The 23,351-nt window shown below is 39.1% G+C and carries 15 protein-coding genes; all 15 read left to right on the top strand.

Features of this window, described 5'->3' with window-relative positions; translation table 11 throughout:
- Positions 1 to 158: 158 nt before the first annotated feature.
- The 15 genes from CFPU101_RS25415 to CFPU101_RS04065 all read left to right on the top strand — a co-directional run bounded on the left by CFPU101_RS25415 (position 159) and on the right by CFPU101_RS04065 (position 23,348).
- Positions 159 to 6,332, top strand: a complete 6,174-nt coding sequence (locus CFPU101_RS25415; RefSeq protein ID WP_242577753.1) for a DUF4082 domain-containing protein — start codon at positions 159 to 161, stop codon at positions 6,330 to 6,332.
- Between the two features lie 112 nt (positions 6,333 to 6,444).
- Complete coding sequence (locus tag CFPU101_RS04130) at positions 6,445 to 7,179, top strand: hypothetical protein (protein ID WP_206814058.1); 735 nt, start codon at positions 6,445 to 6,447, stop codon at positions 7,177 to 7,179.
- 87 nt (positions 7,180 to 7,266) lie between these two features.
- A complete protein-coding gene (locus CFPU101_RS04125; RefSeq protein WP_206814057.1) occupies positions 7,267 to 9,090 on the top strand; it encodes a glycosyltransferase in 1,824 nt (607 codons plus the stop codon).
- A 99-nt stretch (positions 9,091 to 9,189) separates the two neighbouring features.
- The gene (locus CFPU101_RS04120; protein WP_206814056.1) at positions 9,190 to 10,302 is read left to right on the top strand and encodes a glycosyltransferase family 4 protein; all 1,113 of its coding nucleotides are present in this window, start codon (positions 9,190 to 9,192) and stop codon (positions 10,300 to 10,302) included.
- Positions 10,303 to 10,452: 150 nt separating this feature from the next.
- Positions 10,453 to 11,721 carry a glycosyltransferase gene (locus tag CFPU101_RS04115; protein ID WP_206814055.1) on the top strand — a complete coding sequence of 423 codons (1,269 nt, stop codon included), beginning with the start codon at positions 10,453 to 10,455 and terminating at the stop codon, positions 11,719 to 11,721.
- Between the two features lie 28 nt (positions 11,722 to 11,749).
- Positions 11,750 to 13,888: a hypothetical protein gene (locus tag CFPU101_RS04110; RefSeq protein ID WP_206814054.1), complete on the top strand. Its 2,139-nt coding sequence runs from the start codon at positions 11,750 to 11,752 to the stop codon at positions 13,886 to 13,888.
- Entirely contained in the window at positions 13,882 to 14,721 is an 840-nt protein-coding gene (locus tag CFPU101_RS04105; protein ID WP_206814053.1) for a hypothetical protein, read from the top strand. The genes CFPU101_RS04110 and CFPU101_RS04105 overlap by 7 nt, the downstream gene beginning before the upstream one ends.
- A gap of 4 nt (positions 14,722 to 14,725) precedes the next feature.
- Entirely contained in the window at positions 14,726 to 15,808 is a 1,083-nt protein-coding gene (locus CFPU101_RS04100; protein WP_206814052.1) for a glycosyltransferase family 4 protein, read from the top strand.
- 35 nt (positions 15,809 to 15,843) lie between these two features.
- The gene (gene galE / locus CFPU101_RS04095; protein WP_206814051.1) at positions 15,844 to 16,932 is read left to right on the top strand and encodes a UDP-glucose 4-epimerase GalE; all 1,089 of its coding nucleotides are present in this window, start codon (positions 15,844 to 15,846) and stop codon (positions 16,930 to 16,932) included.
- A 2-nt stretch (positions 16,933 to 16,934) separates the two neighbouring features.
- The gene (locus tag CFPU101_RS04090) at positions 16,935 to 18,059 is read left to right on the top strand and encodes a glycosyltransferase family 4 protein (protein WP_206814050.1); all 1,125 of its coding nucleotides are present in this window, start codon (positions 16,935 to 16,937) and stop codon (positions 18,057 to 18,059) included.
- Complete coding sequence (locus CFPU101_RS04085) at positions 18,056 to 19,003, top strand: glycosyltransferase family 2 protein (RefSeq protein ID WP_206814049.1); 948 nt, start codon at positions 18,056 to 18,058, stop codon at positions 19,001 to 19,003. Before CFPU101_RS04090 ends, CFPU101_RS04085 begins: the two co-directional genes overlap by 4 nt.
- A 27-nt stretch (positions 19,004 to 19,030) precedes the next feature.
- On the top strand, positions 19,031 to 19,756 hold the full coding sequence (locus tag CFPU101_RS04080; RefSeq protein ID WP_206814048.1) for a bifunctional 2-polyprenyl-6-hydroxyphenol methylase/3-demethylubiquinol 3-O-methyltransferase UbiG: 726 nt from the start codon (positions 19,031 to 19,033) through the stop codon (positions 19,754 to 19,756).
- A gap of 29 nt (positions 19,757 to 19,785) precedes the next feature.
- Entirely contained in the window at positions 19,786 to 21,198 is a 1,413-nt protein-coding gene (locus tag CFPU101_RS04075; RefSeq protein ID WP_206814047.1) for an O-antigen ligase family protein, read from the top strand.
- Positions 21,199 to 21,241: 43 nt separating this feature from the next.
- The gene (locus tag CFPU101_RS04070; RefSeq protein ID WP_206814046.1) at positions 21,242 to 22,081 is read left to right on the top strand and encodes a class I SAM-dependent methyltransferase; all 840 of its coding nucleotides are present in this window, start codon (positions 21,242 to 21,244) and stop codon (positions 22,079 to 22,081) included.
- Between the two features lie 145 nt (positions 22,082 to 22,226).
- Positions 22,227 to 23,348 (top strand): glycosyltransferase, encoded by a 1,122-nt coding sequence (locus CFPU101_RS04065; protein ID WP_206814045.1) that lies wholly within the window; start codon positions 22,227 to 22,229, stop codon positions 23,346 to 23,348.
- Positions 23,349 to 23,351 lie beyond the last annotated feature (3 nt).

Below are 23,351 nucleotides of genomic sequence, written 5' to 3'. Positions count from 1 at the left end.
TCTTAAGGCGATTTTTTGATTATTTTATTTTTAAATCATTTATTACAACAGTTTTTTAATTATATACATCGTAGGGGTTTCGATATCAAACTCTTTATATTTATATCTCATGCTATTAAAAACTATCATAAATTAAATTTAAATTAAGCGAAACTTCTATGTTTAACTCACTTAACTCCTCTACTAGAGAGCAAACAGATTCTTATTTTGCTCCTCCAAGAACCTTAGCTTTTGTTGACACAAATGTTTCTGATATCAATACTATTTTGGCGAGTCTAAATACTGATGTCAAAGTCTTATTAGATGCGAGTCGAGATGGAATTACTCAAATTACAGAAACGTTGCATTATTATCAGAATCTAACCAGTGTTGTCATTATTTCACATGGCAATACCGCCGAGCTACAGTTAGGTAGTAGTCATCTGACTTCCGATTCTCTTCAACAGTACCATTCAGACTTACAGCAATGGTCTACGGCTCTGACTTCTGATGCAGATCTTTTATTCTTTGGCTGTAATGTAGCAGATCAAGAAGCAGGGCAGAACTTTATCCAACAGATCAGCACTCTTACGGGTACAGATGTTGCTGCTTCCACTAATTTAACAGGCGAAACTCACCAAGGAGGTGACTGGACACTAGAATATAGCATTGGCAGTATCGAAACGATTCAACCTTTTATATCCTCTTTGATCGACAACTATCAGGGTTTATTAAATACAACCTTATTTGCGCCGACGGCCACTCCTAGCTTAACCAATTTGACCGATGGCGTTGGCTATGAATTGGGTATGGAGTTTAGTAGTGTTAGAGGCGGACAAATTGAAGCCATTCGTTTTTGGAAAGCACCCAGTGAAACAGGAACTCATGCAGGGAAAATCTGGTCAACTTCGGGAGAACTGCTGGCAAGTACGACTTTTACGAATGAAACCGCTTCAGGTTGGCAAGAGCAAGATTTAAGCACATTACTCAATATTAATGCCAATACGACCTATATTGTTTCAGTTAATATTAACACTTACTATGCTGCAACACCGAGTGGCTTGACTAATGTAATTAGTAGTGGTGAGCTTAGAACAATTGCCGATGGTTCCAATGGGGTATTTGGTGATCCCAATACACTACCGATTCAATCTTTTAATAACACAAATTACTTTCGGGATATTGTCTTTATTCCTGAGCCACCACCAACCGAAAACAACCTAGGTACAGTGACCATTGCTGGTACAGTTCAAGAAGACCAAACTCTAACGGCTACTGTAGATGATGTAGATGGATTATCAGGAGTAACCATCAACTATCAGTGGCAGCAGTTAAATAACAGTACTTGGAGTAATATTACTGGAGCAACTCAGCAAACCTATACTTTAGATGATGCTCAAGTCAATAAATCAGTTAGGGTAAAAGCGACTTATATTGATCTTTTAGGAAGTAGCGAAAATATCACTAGCGATCCGACAACTGTAGTTAGTAATACTAATGATCTAGGTATCGTTGGAATTACTGGTAGAACATCACAGGGCAACACCCTAACGGCTACAGTCAGCGATAATGATGGATTATCAGGTGTAACGATCAACTATCAGTGGCAAAAGTTGAATAATGGAGATTGGGTTGATCTGGCTGGAGTGACCAGCCGAACTCTGACGTTAACCAGTTCTTTGGTCGGTGAAATTATTCGCGTCAGGGCCGACTACACTGATGCTCTTGGCAGTAGCGAAAACATCTTTAGTGAAGCAACTAACCCAATTGCCATCAGTTTACAAACTCTGTTCGCCGCCAATCAAACCCCTAGCCAAACCACTTTAAGCGATGGATCTTCCTACGAACTTGGCATGGAATTTAAGAGTGTTAAGGTAGGACAGATTCAAGCAATTCGCTTCTGGAAATCACCCAATGAAACAGGAACCCATATCGGTAAAATCTGGTCAACATCAGGCACGTTATTAGCGAGTGTGGCTTTCGAGAATGAAACTGCCTCTGGTTGGCAAGAACAACTGTTGACGAATCCTTTAACGATTCAAGCGAATACAACCTATATTGTCTCAGTCAATAGCAATAATCGTTATGCAGCAACGCAAAACGGTTTAGCGAATGTGATTAGTCGTGGTGATCTTAGAACGATCGCTGATGGTTCAAACGGGGTGTTTGGTGACTCCAATACACTGCCGACTCAATCATTTAGAAATACAAACTACTTCCGCGATGTCGTTTTTGCGGTCAATGAGGCTCCAGGTAATAATAATCCTGGTACGGTGACGATCAGTGGGGCAGCCCAAGAACGTGAAACTCTGACGGCAACAGTTGTTGATCTTGAGGGTGCAGGCGGAACGATTATCAACTATCAGTGGCAACAATTAGACAATGGCATTTGGAGTAATATTGACGGAGCAACCAGCCAAACCCTGACCCTGAGTGCTGCACAAGTTAACAAAGCAGTCCGAGTCCAGGTGAGTTATACTGATGATCTAAACAACGACGAAACGGCGATCAGTGATCCAACATCGCTTGTTAGTAATGTTAATGATCTCGGTGTGATCACCGTTAGTGGAAAAACCGCTCAAAATAATACCCTGATGGCTACGGTTAGTGATATTGATGGTCTGGCAGGAGTAACGATTAACTATCAATGGCAAAAATTGCAAGATGGTACCTGGATTGATTTAACTGGCGCAACGAACCGAACTCTCACCCTAGATAGTACTGTCGTCGGTCAGTTCGTTCGGGTCAGTGCCAACTATACAGATGCTCAGGGCGGGAATGAAACCATTTTCAGTGAGCCGACTAACCCAATTGCCATCAGCTTACAAAACGTATTTGCAGCCCAAACTCCAAACTCAATCGATTTGAGCGATGGAAGTGTGTATGAACTTGGCATGGAATTTAGAAGTGTCAGGGCAGGGCAGATTCAAGCGATTCGTTTCTGGAAGTCACCCAGTGAAATCGGAAGCCATACAGGGAAAATCTGGTCAACTTCAGGCGTTTTACTGGCTAGTGTAACTTTTGAGAATGAATCCGCTTCGGGTTGGCAGGAGCAGGATCTAGAGGTTCCTTTAAATATTAAAGCCAATACTACTTATATCGTTTCGGTCAATAGTAACGGTTACTATGTCGCAACGTCTAGAGGGCTAGCCAGTGTAATCAGTCGTGGTGACCTTAGAACAGTAGCAGACGGCTCAAATGGAGTCTTTGGTCAGATCAACAAGCGACCCACTCAATCTTTTGAAAATACAAACTACTTCCGTGATGTCGTTTTTGCCGTTGTTCCTCCACCTGCTAACAATAATCTTGGTACAGTGACGATTACTGGCACCGTTAGAGAAGATCAAACCCTGAGCGCGATCGTCGGTGATGCTGATGGGTTAAGCGATGTAACGATTAATTATCAGTGGCAGCAGTTCGATAATGGAAATTGGACAGATATTGAGCGAGCCACGGGAGAAACTCTGACCTTGGGCGATGCTCAGGTCAATAAATTATTACGGGTAATGGTCAATTATGTTGATGAACAAGGCAATAGTGAAGAGCTAATTAGTGTGGCTACTCCATTGGTGATTAATGTTAATGATCCTGGCTCCATTAGCATTAATGGTAGACGTGAACAAGGCAATATCTTAATCGGTTTAGTAGAAGATAATGATGGACTCTCTGGAATAGAAACGATCGTCACTATTGACTATCAGTGGCAACAATTGATCAATGGCACTTGGACGAATATCATTGGAGCAACTACAGCCAGCATCGAGCTAAACAGCAGCTTTGTCGGTCAACAAATTCGTCTGCGAGCAGACTACACCGATACTCTGGGTACCAACGAAACACTCTTTAGTAATCCAACTATTCCGATCGTCGCTCATTTAGATACCTTTTTCACACCAGCTTTAACCCCAACCCAAACTAATTTAAATGATGGCAATGCCTACGAACTTGGGATGGAGTTTACCAGCTTAAGATCAGGACAGATTCATGGAATTCGTTTTTGGAAAGCAGCTAATGAGATAGGAACCCATATCGGTAAAATCTGGTCAACGTCAGGCACGTTATTAGCGAGTGTAACGTTTATTAACGAAACCCCCTCAGGTTGGCAAGAACAAATCCTAGAGACACCCTTAAATATTCAAGCTAATACAACATATATTGTTTCAGTTAATAGCAACCGCTCTTATGTGGCAATCTCTAATGGTTTAGGGAATTCCATTATCAGTGGCGATTTTAGAACCATTGCTGATAACTCTAATGGGGTTTATGGACAGCCGAATACCTTACCAACTCAATCATTTAAGAACTCAAACTACTTCCGTGATATCATTTTTGTCGTTAATCCACCACCTGTCAATAATAATCCAGGCACAGCAACTGTTAGTGGCATCGTCGAGGAAAATCGAACCCTGACGGCAACGGTCACCGATACTGATGGATTAAGTAATGTAACGATTAATTATCAGTGGCAGCAGTTAGACAATGGAACTTGGAGCGATATTGACGAAGAAAATCGAAAAACGCTGGTTTTAGGCGATGAACAGGTTAATAAGTCAGTGCGTGTACGAGTATCTTATATTGATGTTCTTGGCAGTAGTGAAGATGTATTTAGTGCAGATACGATCGCTGTTACTAATATCAATGATCCTGGAGCAACGCTGCTCAGTGGCAGTGCAGTTAGTGGTCAGACGTTAAAAGCAAATGTGATTGATGATGATGGAATAACAAATGTAACCATTACCTATCAGTGGCAAGTGTTTAATAACAATACTTGGAGTAATCTTAGTGGAGCGTCGGCACAGATGTTAACGATTAACTCCTCGCTTTTAGATAAGCAAGTTCGAGCAATTACGACCTATACTGATGCTCACGGTACCAGTGAAAACGCTCTTACTAAAGAAGTAACTATTGCAGCCCAAAATCAGATTGTTCTTGAAAACCAACAGCCTGGGACGAGAAATTGGGAGATTACTGATCTTGCTGACAATAATGAAATTGCTGGTTATGCTTCAGCAACAAGCGTTAATAAAGGAGGATATTTACCGCTTAAAGTTTCCTTAAAACAACTTGGTAAATATAGGATTGATATCTATCGCTTAGGCTATTACGGCGGTGATGGCGGTCGCTTTATTGTTAGTAGTGGTGAACTCGATGGAGTAACTCAATCAGGGCCAACTACTGATCCGACGACCAAATTAGTTGAGTATAAGTGGAATACTTCTTACAATGTGCTGGTGGGTAACGATTGGACGAGTGGTTTATATATTGCGAAGTTAACGGAAATCTCATCAAATAAACAATCTCAAATCTGGTTTGCGGTTCGTGATGATGAGCGTCCTGCTGACATTGGATTCCAGGCAAGTTTTACCACCTATCAAGCTTATAACAATTATGGAGGTTATAGCTTATATAATGCGAATAGTAGTGGTGAGCAACGAGCTTTTGCTGTTTCTTTTGACCGACCTATGGCACCCACTCACTTAGGTACAGTCAATAATGATGGCTACAACGTCAATAATATGTTGGCTTGGGAATACCATAAAGTACGCTGGCTTGAGTCGCAAGGCTACGATATCTCATACTACACAAATCTAGATGTAGCGGTCAATCCTTTGCAGCTGTACTCCCAAAGAACATTTTTGTCAGCGGGCCACGATGAATATTGGTCGATGGAAATGCGAGATCATGTCGAGCAAGCCCGTGATAGAGGAACTAATTTAGCTTTCTTTTCTTCTAATACTGCTTACTGGCGTGTTCGCTTTGAACCCTCAAGTTCTGGAGAGGCTAACCGCGTCATGGTTTGTTACAAACAGAGTTGGGGGCTTGACCCAGTTGCCCAAAATGATGTTTCTCAAGCCACAACTACATTCCGTAGCTCTGAGGTCAATCGTCCAGAAAATGCTCTGATGGGAATTATGTACACAGGGAATACATTTGGGGGTACTCAGGGATTTGACTTTATCCCGATCAATCCTTCAGATCCTTACTACAATGGCTGTTGTCCTGAATGCGGGCCTCTCAGAGGATTAGTCGGATATGAGTGGGATTCAGTGGTTAATAATGGCTTTACTCCACCTGGTTTGGTTGTTCTAGGACAATCAAATGTTATTCCAACCGATGATCTTCCCGATCTTCCTTCTGGAACAAATGTGACTGTTGCGAATGCTGTCCGTTTTACAACTGCTAGTGGTGCTAGAGTTTTTTCGATTGGCTCTAATCATTGGGTATGGGGGTTAGATAGCGATCGTCTCAACGATCCACGAACCGATCCTCGCGCTCAACAATTTGCTGTTAATATTTTCGCCGATATGGGTGCTATACCAATGACTCCCAGTGCTGGGATCATTATCCCCTAATGGTTAGTACGCAAAATGTAGGGATTTAGAAACAGTGTAGCAATACTTTCAATCGCTAAAATCCCTACACATTTACTACTATCCCACTCCCAAATTTTGATAGGTAAAGCTCATGGAAGAATACACGTTTGAAGAACTAGATTTGCAAGACATTTCAATTGTCTTAGCCATCAGTAACAATAATCCTGCAATTTTAACGCCCAATTTCCTACAAGGTAGCGGGATCGTGCCAACAGATTGGAAACTGGTAGGCCCCCCTACCTTCTCGCCTGCGTTTACTCAGGTTGGATTTGATAACGGAATAACAGTTAGTGCTAACTATCAGACCGTTATTTTTGGGGAACGCCTCGCCCAAGATCAACCTCTAGAAGCGTTAAAGACCCCTCAAATCGTTAGCCAATATCTGACAACACTACCCCATCTTGATTATCATGCGATCGGGATCAATCCGATCCGATTTATCACTTTTGAAAACCGATCCCTAACTGCCCACCAATACATGACAGAAAAGCTTCTGAATCAAGCGGTTTGGCAGAAAAATGGCATCACTCCCACACAAATCGCACTCAACGTATCTTACACCCTAGAAAGAAGTCAATTGCAATTGATTATTAAGGAGGTACAACTGCAACTGCCAGGCCGAGAAGTTCCAGCCGTCATGTTTGGCGGCAATTTCCACTATGCACCATGTCATAGTGATTCAGAGGAGGAACGGCTACACAGTTTCAAGCAGATACTCGCAGACTGTCCTGCTGATTTGAGGCTATATCATAACTTGCTTGACCAGCAATTTTTAGTTGGAATTACATCAAAATCAATTTCTACCGTTTCTTTAACTACGGTTTAGGAAGTGTCATTCGTAATTTACTAACTTACTACCTGACCTTTCTACTTTATTTTTTTAGCATCAACGCTAACTTAGCCAAAAAATAATATGGAGACTTTAGTCAAACCAAAACTGGTATTTTTTCAGTTCAAAAATGATCAAAATCTCTCTCAATTTGTTTTTTTACACAGACAACAACATATCAAATGTCTATCAGAATTTTTTGAGATAACCGTCATTAACGAAGATTGTGACTATTCCCAGATTTGTGAGCGATACCAACCCGATCTAACACTTTTTGAAAGTGGGGTTAACTATCGCCATTGTTATCGACTAACAATTAGCAATACTAACACTCAATCAGAGATTCCTAAACTAGGTTTGCATAACGGTGACTCTTGGTGTGAAGCACGTGCTGGTTTTATTTCAGATATGGAACATTGGGGGATAGATACTTTTTTTTCTATTTGTACTACGACTGCTGAATACACACCAGACATTTCGGAAAACGTATTTGTTTGGCCCAATTTTATTGATCCTGCTTTATATCGAGATTATGGTCAATCTAAGGTTATACCTGTCCTTTTGACGGGATCTACCTATTCACTTTATCCTTGGCGGCAACAAATCAATGAGGTTATTTCACAAAATTATCCATCACTGATTTGTCCTCATTTAGGATACGGAAAAAATGCAGAATTGCGAATGCTCTACGGTGAAAAGTATGCTAAAACAATTAATGCTTCTTGGTTCGTACCAACTTGCGGCACTATAGCGAAAGAAGTTGTTCGCAAACATTTTGAGATTCCAGCGTCTAAAGCTTGTCTACTCACCGAAAAAACTCCGTTTCTTGAAGCCGCAGGTTTTGTTGATCTACAAAATTGTGTTTTTGCTAATAATACAGATGTATTAGAAAAACTAGATTATCTATTTCAAAACTTAGATGAACTAGAGAAAATTATTGATGCTGGATATCAGCTAGTCCACTCTCGACATACTTTGAAACATCGAGATCAAATTTTACAATGGTATAATCTTCACAATCAGCTTCAAGCCCATCAGAAGATCGTTCAAGCCAATCCTTTTGAATCCCTTTCTATTGTAGGAGAATCATCTAACGCTAAAATTGCACACTTTACCTGCAACGGATTAATAGTTGAGCTTCTCCGTCAAGGAGATGAAAAACTTTTAGCTGGTCAATATCAAGAAGCAGAAGCTTTATATTTTCAGGTTCATGAGCATATCTGCTGGATGCCTGAACCGCAGTTACGATTGGCACTTTGCAAGCTCTATCAAGGTCATGCTGATGGGGGACTACTTTGGGTTCTAACCCCCATTAAATACACGCTTAATCTCTATAAAGCTTTAGATCCTGATCCCGTGGAGTGGGCTTATTTTATCATTGCGCTCCTTTGTAAAGGTAAATTAGATGAAGCAATCAGATGCGCTGACCAATTTTTATCACTTCGTCATCCTGAGTTAGATTGGACTCGTTGGGTTGTGGATTTTCTGAAAAATGGAGGAAGCAAAAATACAAGACCCAATATTGATTTAGTAAAACGTCGTTATAGCGTTCATCAACTTCCCTCTCAAAGCTTCGATGAGTGGATTGATCACCTTTGTATCATGCTTAAAGCTTGTAAACAGTTGCATTTTGTAAAAGCGATCAAATTAACCTTGTCCGAAGAAAAAGAGTTGAAACAAAAAGCCATACTAAATTATCAAAAATGGAGGCATGATTCAACCCATAATTTAAAACAAGCAACTTATTCTAAGCCTGTTGAAGTTTTATCATTGATTTCGGCGCTAGAACTAGAAATTCAACATATTAGTTTAGATAAACGGCTTAAAATAAAAGTAAAAAAAGTAAGCAAAAAAATCATTAATTACATTTTGTCTAAAGTTTTTAAAGTCTCAATATCAATTTCTTAAAAATGAAGCAGTTAGAATTAGTTCACAAATCAGCCCTAATACCTTCAATTTAGCTTGCTACTGCTCTCTCTTTAAAATTTTAATCATAATGGTAATTAGATGAAAATTGCTTTTGTATCTACTAATGATTTTGCTCCCTGGGGAGGTAGTGAAGAGCTTTGGTCTCAAACAGCTATGCGAATGGTATCTGAGGGATATAGGGTAGGGATAAACATTAAAGCTTGGAATCCTGAAGCACTTGCAATATTAAAACTTGAGCAAGCGGGTTGTTTGATTGTGCGTCGGGAAAACTTCTCTAGCCCTCTACAAAGACTAATCACAAAATTACAAAATACTCAAAGAGATTTTGCTTTTCTAGACCGATTTAAACCTGAACTTGTTGTTATTTCTCAAGGAGGTAATTCTGATGGTCTTTCTTGGATGGAAGCTTGCATAGCCAAAAATATACCATTTGTTGTTATTAGCCAGGCAGTGGCAGAAAGCTTTTGGCCCAATGATGAGTTAGCCCAAAATTTGGCACAAGCTTATGCAAAAGCTAAATACAGTTATTTTGTATCCCGTGCTAATTTACAACTCACTCAAATGCAGATAGCAACAACGCTTAAAAATTCAAAGATTATTGCCAATCCTTTTAATGTCTCCTATGATGTAAAAGTTAAGTGGCCTGATGAAAATCAAATTTTCAAGTTAGCTTGTGTGGCACGTCTTGAGCCTTTTGCTAAAGGACACGACATTTTATTTAAACTTTTGAATACTGATAAATGGAAAAACAGGCCTATTCAAGTATCGCTTTTTGGAAATGGCACAAATCAAAAATCTTTGTCTAAATTAAAAGAGCTTTGGAATCTCAAAAATGTTGTTTTTTCAGGATTTACAAATAATGTTGAAGCCATTTGGGAAACTCATCAGGCACTCATTTTGCCTTCTCGATTTGAAGGTTTACCGATTGCATTAGTTGAAGCTATGTTATGTGCTAGGCCTTGCATTGTGACAGATGTAGGAGGGAATAGCGAACTGATCGAAGATGGAGTTAGCGGTTTTATTGCAATAGCTCCTAAAGTCGAATGTCTTGATGACACTCTTGAACGAGCTTGGCAACAACGTCATTCTTGGGATGAAATTGGACAGAATGCGGCAATTAGAGTCAGAAAATTAATCCCAAGAGATCCAATAGAAGTTTTTACTAATGAATTGAAAAGTTTAATTGAATAAAGTCACTTGTCTAAGAATCTAAAATTGAGAGCTTGATTCATCTTTAGAATGACCCTGTTAATACCTAAACAAAGACAAATTTTTTCTGATATCTAAAAATAAAATTTTAATGAATTTAGCTCACAAATCTTATAATCCAAATGAATTAAGATGAAAATTGCAATTATTAGTAAATCAGATCGATTTAGTGGTGGAGCCAGTCGAGTTGCTGAAGATCTCGCGCTTTGGCTTAATGAAGCCGGACATCAAGCCGATCACTTGATAGCTTTCTCTAATCAAGAACCTCTTTCATTCCAACAAAGTTTATATGGTACTGGATTAAAGTTTAAGCTTTGTCGAAAAATTCATTCAATTACTAATCGTTATGGCTTTCGAGAACTATTGCCTGTTGAATACTGGTTAAATCTGAGCCAAATAATTCAAACTTATGATCTGCTCCATTTCCACGATCTTTACTCAGCAATTTCGCCATTCACTTTAGCACTCGTGTCTCGACGCAAGCCGACTTTTTTTACTGTACATGATTGCTCGGCTTTTACAGGTGGCTGTCTTTATCCAATCGAATGTCATAAATTTAAGAGTTACTGCCATCAATGCCCTCAGTTACCCCAAGACACTTGGTTCGCTCGGTTGCGCGATCACACTAGAGAAATTCAGAGTATACAACGATGGCTTGCCAAACATTCTCAGATTCGTTATATCTTTCCGAGTCAATGGATCTCCCAAAATGGAAATCTAGCTTTATCCTTTAAAATTCCTCCTGTGATCATTCCATATGGAATTGATTTGAAGTTTTTTAATGAGCAAACTAAAGAAAAGGCAAAAGCTGCTCTCAATCTGCCTCAAGGTCGTAAGATTGTGGCAATATCAGCAAATTATTTAGCCGCTTCACATAAAGGAGTTAGATACGCGATCGCGGCTTTACAGAGTTGCCGTGATTTGTCGCCTCTTGTTTTAGCTGTGGGGCATTGTAATGATGAGTTGAGAGAAGTTTGTCAAGGGCTAGACCTTCGAGAAATGGGTTTTCTGTCTAATCCAAAACGGCTGGCACAAGCTTATTTGGCATCGGATCTCATGCTTTTTTGTTCTTTGGCCGATAACCTACCACTTACTATTTTAGAGGCGATGGCTGCATCAACGGTTATTGTTGGGTTTGCTACAGGTGGCGTACCAGAAATGATTCAAAACGGACGCAACGGCATTTTAGTAGAACCTACAAATCAGGAGGCACTTAATCAAGCTTTGCGTCAGGCTCTTTCGTCTAATGACATTACGACAATGGGACAGCAAGCCCGCCAAGACGTTGAAAACAACTTTAGTCAAAGTCTATTTCTCCAAAAACATATTGAACTCTATCAAGAGTTAGAAGAATTTTCATTATCTAAATCTACTACACCTGAGCAAATTCTCTCTGTTTAATTGTCCTGATACCAGAATGTAAAATTTCATGCAATCTTTTGATATTTTTGATACGATTCTAGTCCGCACCTGGGCTAAACCCACTGACCTTTTTTGGGAACTTGGCGTTCAACTTCAACAAACACAGTTGATTACGGTTTCACCAGCAACCTGGCAGAAAATACGAGTCGAGGCTGAAAGTGTTGCCCGACAAAAAATTTTAACGGGGGAAGTCACTTTAAATCAGATTTACGAAGAATTGAAGACTATTTTAAATTGGTCTATCCAAGAGGTTGAAGAAGCGCTCAAATTAGAACTTAAACTAGAAAAATTAAGCCTTCGTCCAATTCCAGAAATTCAGCGTAAAATTCAAGACCTTCATCAACTTCAACAACCCATCGCTTATCTTTCAGATATGTATCTACCAACGGAAACAATTAAAGATTTCCTGAAAGAGTATCAAATTTGGGCTAATGGCGATCAGCTTTATGTGTCTGCTGAAGCGGGAGTTGGAAAAGGAAGTGGCGAACTTTTTCAGTATTTTATGTTACAAAATAATTTAAAAGTTTCTGAGCTTCATCATACTGGAGATAATTTACATTCAGATTTTAAAGTTCCTCAGAAGTTAGGCATTAAAGTCACTCCTTTTAGACGATCGCATCTTAATCGTTATGAGCGTTTGATTGCTGATGATCCTAAACTTTCAGTAAGATTTCGCTCATTTGTGGCAGGATCTAGCCGTTTATGTCGTCTACACTGCCCAGAAACCGATTTCCGCCGTCAGACGATTTGGGATACGGCGGCGAATGTAATTGCTCCTCTTGTTTTTGGTTTTGTTCACTGGGTATTACAACAAGCCAAGCAACAAGGGATACAAAGACTGTATTTTATGGCTAGAGATGGCCAAATTCTCCTAAAAGTGGCTCAAATCATTTGTCATCAATGGGGATATGATCTTGATTGCCGATATCTTTATGGTTCTAGACAAGCTTTTCATTTTCCTGCGCTACAAACGCTAGGTGAACATGAATTTAACTGGATTTTAGATAATCCTGCGTTTCTATCGGTTCGTATTGTTTGTCAGCGCGTCAATCTTGAACCCGAAAAGATTGCTGATACACTGATACATCATGGTTTCTTGCGAGAAAGTTGGGACAGAAATTTGGCTCATCACGAAGTACTGGCTTTAAAAGCAGTACTTCAAGAACCATCGGTCAGTAAAATGATCTTAACTTTAGCCAAGACCTATCGAGAAAAAGCGGTAGGATACTTTAAACAAGAGGGGATGGCAGATGGAATTCCTTTTGCAACCGTCGATATTGGTTGGTCTGGTAAATCTCAGCGATCGCTTAGTCAAATTCTGGCGGCGGCTCAGATCTATCCAGCAACGGGTTTACAGGGATTCTTTTTTGGATTACTCAGCAAGACACAAGCTTTTTCCACCGATTGTTTAATGTCTTATTTTCTAGAAAGTGATCAAGTTAGTGAACGACGCTTCTTGTGTGATTCTCAAATTCTGGAACTGTTTCTAGCAGCCGATCATGGTAGTACCGTAAGATATGAACAACAAGACGATCGCTATCATCCGATCCTACGTTCACAAAAAAATGAAAGTGGTATTGCCTGGGGTGTTTTAGTCCAGCAAGAAGCAATTGTTGAATTTACAAAATATTTAACTGAAAACTTACAACCCGATGAATGTAAAGTTGAGTATTTCCAACAAGTGACTGAAGAATTACTTCACATCTTTATTAATAGTCCAAACCGAGCAGAATCGGAGGCATTTGGTACACAGTCCTTCTCACAGCACCAGTCAGAAAGCCGATTTTATGATCTTGCTCCTGCCTATAACTGGATCGATGGCATAAAAATGCTCTTTGACTGGCAATATGTACATAGCTTTGCCTGGCTTCCTGCATCAATCCACAGAAGTCATCCACTGACACGCCTGCCCCTGCGCTTTATCAAAAGACTACGATCCAGCTTAACCTATGCTTATTTTGCCTGGCAGGAATTTGAGAAGGAAAACGAACAACAAGCTAGAAATTTGGGGTTTAAAGCTTTACAAGCCAATCCAATCATCTTGTTATCCAAACGTTTTAGCCGTATGGGTTTATTTTTAACCGCAAAAGCTATCTTACGTCTTAAAAATGACTATCAAATTTTAATCAGGAAGACTTTATGGTAAATATTCCTTATCACATGGCTAGACTTCGAGGACGAGTGAGTCGCACTCTCTATCAAGCTGGACTAGCACAAATTGTCAGGGTGCCTCTCCCACCAAGTCAAGAGATTTCCGTCAATGTTTTTGCGCTTTCCTGTGAACGGGATTTGCCTGAACAAGTTGCTAGTATTCGCTCATTTATTCGTTATGTTGGGGTTCCTGATCAGTTTACGGTGATTTCTGATGGTAGTTACACTGAGCAAAGCTGTCATTTACTCAGTCAAATTCATCCTTGTGTTAAAGTTGTCCCGATTCATCAGTTAGTTAAACCTGATCTTCCTCAAGCGGTGTATGAATATGCTGCTAATAATCCGATGGGAAAAAAGTTAGCCGTTCTTTTATCGATTCCCATTCAAAAAACGACGATTTACACTGATTCAGATATTCTTTTTTTTCCAGGTGCAGTTGATTTAGTGAGGATTATCAATTCTGAGGAGACGTTTTCTCGCTACTTACCCGATTGTGCGACAAAAATGGATGAGCGAGTTATTTATAACGATTCAGAAAAGTTAAATCCTGTCAATGGAGGATTCATTATTTTCAAAGAAAAACCTGACTGGCAATTTGCCATGAAACGTTTTTTAAAACTTAAAGAACTCACTCATTATTTTACAGAACAAACTCTGGTTCATCTCACTATGCACCACAATCATTCTCAACCTCTTTGTACTAAACGCTATGTTTTAAGTGTTGATGACCAATTTATTTATCCTGATCAATTTGCTGAATCTAATCTTGTTTTAAGACATTATGTAAGTGATATTAGACACAAATTCTGGTTTCATTTAAGTATTTGAAATTATGATTTATCAATGTATTCCTTCTTCTTTAAATGTAGATGGGGGAGTCAAAAATTATGTAAAATCTTTACTAGATTGGCGAATACCAAATACAAGCGATAATATTCTTACAACACTTCAGAATATTCGCCTCGAACAGTTCGACTTGCTTCACATTCATGGAGCCGAACTCTTAGGTGAGATTTGGCATAAATGTCCTGTTATTTACACTCTACACAATCATAATTCATACTGTCCGAGTGGGACTAAATATCTAACAGCTAATCAATTAAGTTGTGAGCGTACAATGTCAAAATTAGGCTGTACTTGGGGTCATTTAGTGGAAGGTTGTGGCAGCCGCCGCCCACAAAATATGATTAAAAATTTACAACGATCGCAATGGGAATTAGAAACTCTAAAAAGGTTAAAAATTCTGATTATTGCTAATAGTAATTATGTTCGAGGATGGCTCATTAAAAATGGTTTACCTCCCCATCAAGTTATCACTCTACACTGTGGTGTTTCTAAGCCCTCAGCGATTCAACCTTTAACACAAAATATTCACCAAAATCAGAGGATTTTATTTGTGGGGCGCATTGTTCCTGATAAAGGACTTAGCTGGCTTCTCGAAGCTTTAACTTTAACTGAGCCAAAAATTCATCTTGATATTGCAGGTGACGGATGGGAACGACCTCAGATGGAAAACTTAGTAAAGAAATTAGGTTTAACAAAAAGAGTAACTTGGCAGGGTTGGTGTCATCAGCAAAAGTTAGATGAACTCTATCAACAGTGTTTTTGCGTTATTTTTCCGAGTGTTTGGCCTGAACCAGCAGGGTTAGTCACCCTCGAAGCTTATGCGCGTTATCGTCCTGTTATTGCTAGTGCAGTTGGCGGTATTCCTGAATATTTACACTCTGGTGAAACAGGCTTGCTCATCAAAGCAAATCATAGGACACAACTTGCAGCAGCAATTAATGAACTCAGTCAAGACTATTTTAAAACTCAGAAGATGGGACAACAAGGCCATACTTTGTTTAAGGAGAAATTCACGATGGATATTCATGTTCAAAAACTACAAAAAATTTATGAGCAGTATCTTGCCTAATTCTAAAAATTTATTGTGGAGCAACAGTCAAAAAAATGTCATCAACTCAACCCAAAATTTTAGTTACGGGCGGTGCGGGTTATATTGGCTCCCATGCCGTTTTAGCTTTGCAGCGTTCAGGTTTTGAAGTGTTAGTTCTCGATAATCTAGTTTATGGACATCGAGATCTAATCGAAAACGTTCTTCAAGTCCCTTTAATTGTTGGAGATACAGGCGATCGCCTATTACTCGATCATGTATTCGCAACCTATGATATTGCTGCTGTAATGCACTTTGCGGCTTATGCTTATGTCGGCGAGTCTACGGTTAGTCCTGATAAATACTACCGTAATAATGTCGTCGGCACTCTAACTCTTTTAGAAGCCATGTTATCAGCATCCATTGATAAATTTGTCTTCTCGTCAACTTGTGCAACTTATGGTAAAGCGCAAACTACACCAATTTATGAAAATCATCCCCAAGCTCCGATTAATCCTTATGGAGCTAGTAAGTTGATGGTTGAACAAATCTTGCAAGATTTTAACGCAGCTTTTGGTCTAAAATCGGTCACATTTCGTTATTTCAACGCATCAGGAGCCGATCCATCAGGGATGCTCGGTGAGGATCATTCTCCTGAAACTCATCTGTTGCCACTTGTCTTGCTCACTGCTTTAGGACAACAAGACTCAGTCAGCGTTTTTGGAACAGATTATGCGACACCTGATGGAACTTGTATTCGAGATTATATTCATGTTGCTGATATCGCTCAAGCGCATGTTTTAGGGCTGAAGTATTTGTTGCAAGGTGGACACACAGAAGTTTTTAATCTGGGTAATGGGAATGGATTTTCAGTCAAACAGGTCATTGATACGGCTCGACAAGTGACCCAAAAAGACATTCTTGCAGTTGAACATCCGCGCCGCCTGGGTGATCCCCCTATGTTAGTTGGCAGTAGTGAGAAAGCCAGAAAAATTTTAGATTGGCATCCCCAGTATTCCGATTTAACTCAGATTATTAGTCATGCTTGGCAATGGCATCAAAAACGGCATAATCCAGAAAAAATCAGTTTGGAGCCTCAATTGACGGATAGTTTAGCAGATGCTTTACCTATTCAAAAAGTTTTAACTCATCTGACCAATCGTTAGGTATGAAATTAGCTATTGTGACACGCAACATCATCAAAGGGGATGGTCAAAGCCGTGTAAATTATGAAATTGCCCAGGAAGCGATTCGACGCGGTTATCAGGTGACTTTACTGGCAAGTTGCATTGCGCCTGAACTCCAGCGTAGCCATCAAATTAACTGGATTAATATTTCAGTAAAACGATGGCCCTCTCAACTTCTGAGCAGTAAAATTTTTTCTTGGCGAAGTGCTAAATGGCTACGGCAACACCGTCATGAGCTTGATGTAGTTCAAGTGAATGGAACTAATACAGAAGTACCAAGTGATATTAATGCAGCCCATTTTATCCATAGCTCTTGGTTACGCTCACCTGTTCATCCTTGGCGATTGCGGCGCAATTTTTCGGGTGCTTATCAGTGGCTTTATACTATTTTGAATGCTCAACAAGAAAAAAAAGCCTTTTGTCAAGCGAAAATTGTTGTGGCCGTATCCGAGAAAGTTAAGCAAGAATTAATGGATCTCGGCATTCCAAAAGAGCAAATTCGAGTCATTTTCAATGGTGTTGATCTTGATGAATTTTCCCCAGGTTTTGTTGAACGAAGCTCTCTAGGTTTACCAGAAGAAGTCCCCTTAGCTCTTTTTGTCGGCGATCTTCGGACTCCTCGCAAAAACTTAGATACTGTATTAAATGCTTTAATTGATGTCCCTGAGTTACATTTGGCTGTAGTAGGCTCTCTAGAAAAAAGTCCTTATCCTCAACTCGCTAAAGAATTAGCTCTCAGTGAGCGTGTCCATTTTTTAGGGTATCGCTCTGATGTTTCAAATGTAATGAAAGCGGTGGATTTCTTTGTTTTTCCATCGCGCTATGAGGCTTGTACACTGGTTCTATTAGAAGCGATGGCGACGGGTTTACCAATTATCACAGCAATTACAGCAGGGGGATCTGAGATGATTACACCAGATTGCGGCATCGTTTTACCAGATTCAGAAGATACAGCCGCGTTGACACAAGCTCTGACTAAACTAACTCATGATCGCATTCTTAGATTACAAATGGGTCATTCAGCCATGACAATCGCCCAACATCATAGCTGGCGCAAGATGGCTCAGAGTTATTTTGATCTATTTGAAGCATTAGTCGAGCCATGAAGATAACCGTTATTATTCCCACTTACCGCCGTCCACAAGATTTAGCGCGATGCTTGAGCGCACTACAAGAACAAACTCGTTTGGCGGATGAAATTTTAGTCATCATTCGTCAGAGTGATCTTCAAACTTGGGACTATTTTAAGACGTTTAATTTTGAGTTACTACCTTTGAAAACGCTCATGGTGGAAGTACCAGGGGTCGTAGCGGCGATGAATTTGGGTTTAGATGCAGCGACGGGAGATCTGATCGCTTTTACGGATGATGATGCAGCACCACATCCTTCATGGTTAGAGAGGATGGAATGTCATTTTGTCTTAGATGAGCGCATTGGTGGAGTTGGAGGGCGTGACTTTGTCTATTACGGGACTCAAGAATCTTGGCTCATTGAAGGTGAGCGTCAAATTGTTGGCCAGCTTTTATGGTATGGGAAAATGATTGGCAATCATCATTTGGGAATCGGAACGGCTCGTGAGGTAGATGTACTTAAAGGTGTCAATATGAGTTTTCGCAAAACAGCAATTCATAATCAACGATTTGATTGCCGCATGAGAGGAAGTGGGGCACAGGTACATTATGAAATGGCTTTTTGTTTTGCCTTAAAAGACGAAGGTTGGAAGCTGATTTATGATCCAACGATCGCAGTCAATCATTATGGAAGTCCTCGTTTTGATGAAGATCGGCGCGGACAATTTAATGAAACGGCTTTAATCAATCTTGCCCACAATGAAACATTAGCTTTACTGGAGTATTTAGGCTTGACACGTCGTTTTTTCTTTCTAATGTGGGCTATCTTAGTCGGTAACCGAGCCACCCCAGGTTTTCTACAATGGCTTCGGTTATTGCCCAGTGAAGGAAAACTAGCTCGACAGAAGATGTTCGCTTCTTTACAAGGTCGCTGGCTCGGCTGGAAAACTTGGCAGCAATCTTGTTTACCTAAAATTTAAGCACCCATTTTTAAGGAGTTACATTCAATGAGTCAAATCAGTATTGAAACTTTTTGGAATAAAATTTATGAGGCTAATCCAACTCAAGCACCCAATGAGCAAGATCCAGTGTTACTAGCTGCTTTAAAACATTTTGGCAATATTAAAGGTGCAAGATTATTAGATCTAGGTTGTGGCAATGGAAGTAGTTCTTTATTTTTTGCTAAGCAGGGAGCTAATGTTGTTTCTATTGATATCAGTGATGTCGCCATTCAAAGTCTTACTCAACTTTGTGTCGAGAATAATATTACAAATATCACTCCGATGAAATGTTCGGCTTTTGAAATTGCGGAACTAGGAACCTTTGATTTTGTCTTTGGAAGTATGATTCTTCATCATCTCGAACCCTTTGCCGTTTTTGTTGAATCTCTAAAGCAAAGTCTTTCACCGAAAGGTAAAGCTTTTTTCTATGAAAATAATGCTTTAAGTAATTTATTAATTTGGTTTCGGACTCATCTCGTCGGTAAATATGGAATTCCTAAGTATGGTGATCATGATGAATTTCCTTTAACACCTGCCGAAATTGCCATACTTAAACAAAAATTTACTGTTAATATTATTCACCCCCAATTAGTCTTTTTTGGACTGGCTTCAATTTATTTATTAAAAGGAAATTGGCATTCTTCATTACAAAAATTAGATTCTTTTTTAGAACAGTTTCCACGTTTTAAAAAATATTCTTACTTACAATATGTGCTTCTAGAAGTAAATTAGTTTAATTATTAATAGTATCCAAAAAAGTAGTGTCATCTTTATATAATCCTCGTCAGCAATCTTTTACAAAAGGGAATTCTTTCTTTAACTTACAACCAGCTTCAGCATGGATGGCTATCTTAGGATTAGTTGTTTTTACATTGCTGGGAGTTTTAGGGGCTGGAAAAATTGTCCGTTTAGCTTTTCCAGTGGCATCCTTTGGAGTCGGAGTATTTCTCTATCAAAGATACTCTACTTTTTATATAAGCTTTTGTTGGTGGATTTGGTTTCTTGCACCATTAATCCGTCGCTTAATTGATTTTAGAAGTGGTTATCAAGATCAAAGTATCATTCTAATAACACCTTTTCTCATCTCGTTAATTCCCGCACTTAACTTTTTGCAGTATATTCTAAAAAAGTATCCTTATCGTCAAGGGGGTTTACCTTTTATTTTGGCATTGATCGGTATCTTATATAGTTTTAGTATTGGGTTAACTAATATTTTAGATCATCAGTCAAGTTTAACTTTGATGATGCGTCGATTAATCGAGTGGATTTCTCCCATTACTTTCGGTTTTTACATATTGGCTAACTGGAGAAATTATCCCAACTTAAAACAAAATTTACAGCGTACTTTTTTTTGGGGTGCGATCGTTATGGGAGGTTATGGATTAATTCAGTTTTTTTTCATGCCGCCCTGGGATTTGTACTGGAGAGAAAAAGTTGTTGAACTTAGAGGTTTTGCTAATGTAGAACATACTATCTGGAGTACATCAAACTCAAATGGACATTTCGCCGCTTTAATGATTCCTTGTTTAATTTTATTATTTAATCATCAAAATACTTGGCGAATTCCAGTTGCAATCGTCAGTATTTTAGCTTTTTTATTAGCTCAAGTTCGGACGGCTTGGGCAGCTTGTATAATTGGAATTGTATTGCTCATTAGTAATCTTCATCCACGTCTTCAAATCCGTATCATTCTCGCGCTACTCGTGCTACTTTTAGCCGTATTTCCACTAGCGACAGTAGAGCCTTTTTCTAGTATGCTTGATGCTCGTTTTCAAAGTTTTTCTAATCTTGAAGATGATGTCAGCCTCAATTCGAGACAGCTTATCTATCAAGCCTATTTTGAACGAGCATTGCTTAATCCGTTTGGTCATGGAATAGCCAGCATCGATTTAGCCGATAGTGGCGTGATTGTAATGTTTCATGAGATGGGATGGTTGGGCGTACTTCCCTATGGTGGTGGATTAGTATTGTTATTTTTACAGATGTTCCAAAAAACACCAGGCAGATTCGATTCTTCCTTGATTGCCTCACGAGCTACTGCTTGTAGTATCTTTGCCATGATGCCAAATGGTGTTGTCGTCACTGCATTACCTGGCGTTATTTTTTGGGGTTTTGCTGGCTTTGTAATTGCAGGACATAAATACTATCAGCAGGGCTTGCTCAACAAAGATTAATTAGTTTATACCTAAATTAATTTATCTTCTTGATTTTGCTGTTATGTTAATTTTAAAATTTGAAAGCTTAATGGGTTATTTTCCAATGATTGAATTTATCAAAAATTATCAAGACAATAAAAGACGTATTTATCAAGAACCATCAATTGATATTTATAATGAAGAATACTACACGAAAGAATGTGGTGGCTCTGAAATTTTTAAACTTTCTCAGGGTAGTGAGTTAGATGACGTTAGGTCGTATGTTTTGAAATTATGCTCTTTAAAACCAGGTGATACTGCTATAGATATTGGCTGTGGCAGAGGAGAACTACTTTTTGCTTTAGCTAATCATGAATTACACCATGTAGTTGGCATCGACTTATCTCAAGAATCAGTTAATCTCTCATTGCAAACCTGTCAGCAACAAATAGCTCAGGGGCAGGTAACGGTCAAAAATATGAGTGCTACGCAATTAGAATTTGACAACAACACCTTTGATATTGCTTTTATGACTGATCTTGTTGAGCATCTCTCAGATGCCAACCTCAGACAAGCTATTTCTGAAGCCTATCGAGTTCTGAAGCCAGGAGGGACTTTAATCATTCATACTCTACCAACTATTAACTTTAAGCTTTATGGCCAGTACATTACTAAATACTATTTTCGTTTGAAGAGTATCGATTGGCCTACTCCTACTACTAAAGAAGAAATTGTATTTGGTCATATCAATATTCAATCAAAATCCTCTCTAAAGTTATATCTTCATCAATCATTTTTATCTAATGACATTCAAGTTTTTTATGCTCCAGTTAATCCAAATGGTCTTTTGAAAAAACTGATAACTTTATTAGGTTTATGGTCAATCATGAGTCCTCATCTTTGGGCTATTGCTAAAAAATAATTTTTAGCATTAACTTTTAGACATAATAAGTTGAATTCTACCTAGCCTTAAGCAAGTAACAAGCTCTGGAGTGATGGTCTGTTTGCCATTCTAACTAAGTAGTCAATTAAATTTTAAAAAAATTCCTTAACGAAGTTGTACCTTCATGAAAATTGCAATCATCATTCCACTTGCTGAACAAAAAGGAGGTGCAGAGTTGCTCTTTGAGCAACTAATGTCCCATTGGCAGGATAATTATGCAGACTTGCTTATCATTTTTCTCGAAGATGGTTCTATGGTTCAGCAGATTCAAGCATTAGGAATAGAAACATCGGTTATTTTAGCGGGTCGTTTGCGAGAACCTTATCGTTTTATTAAAACAGTTATTGAAATCGCAGCGATCGTCAAAAGCAGTGGTGTTAACCTAATTTTTAGTTGGATGACTAAAGCTCATCTTTATAGTAGTTTAGCCGCTAAACTAACAGGAATTCCTGCTCTTTGGTATCAGCATGGTGTCCCATCTTCGGAAAACTGGATGGACAAAATTGCCACAATGCTACCCTCAAAGGGGGTTTTGACTTGTTCAAAAACATCTGCTGAAGCTCAAAAAAAGCTTAGACCGATCGTTCCCATTAATGTTGTTTATCCCTGTGTCGATCTTGATCGATTTAACCCAGAACGGCTACTTACTCCACAAGAAATCCGTCAGAAATTAGAATTACCAACGCAAAGCCAACTGATCGGAATAATTGCTCGTCTTCAGCGATGGAAAGGGATACATATCTTAGTCGAGGCGATGTCTTCTGTTTTGCAATTCTATCCTGATGCTTATTGTGTAGTCATCGGGGGCAAACATGATTTAGAACCTAATTATCAAGACTATCTAAAAGAGCAAATTAAAAAATTTGGAGTTGAAGAACGCGTCAAACTTGTTGGACTACAACAGAATATCCCCGAATGGATGCAAGCGATGGATATTATTGTTCACGCATCGGATCATGAACCTTTTGGCATGGTAATTCTTGAAGCAATGGCATTGGGAAAACCGATTATTGCGACGAATACAGGTGGGCCTACTGAAATTGTGACTGACGGAATTGATGGACTCTTAACACCTTATGGTAATTCATCTGCACTGGCTCAAGCAATTCTTTGTTATTTAAATCATCCAGAATTCGCTTGTCAGCTTGGTATCGCCGCTAAAAAAAGAGTCAATGATTTTTCAAGCCAAAATTATGTGCGTAACTTCAAGAAAGCCATCAATCATCTTATAACGACTACACCATAAACA

The organism is Chroococcus sp. FPU101 (genome assembly GCF_017312365.1).
In the GTDB taxonomy this organism is placed as follows: Bacteria; Cyanobacteriota; Cyanobacteriia; order Cyanobacteriales; family Microcystaceae; genus Chroococcus.
The sequence above is the reverse complement of the archived record's forward strand: the minus strand, read 5'-3'. Positions and strand labels throughout refer to the sequence as shown.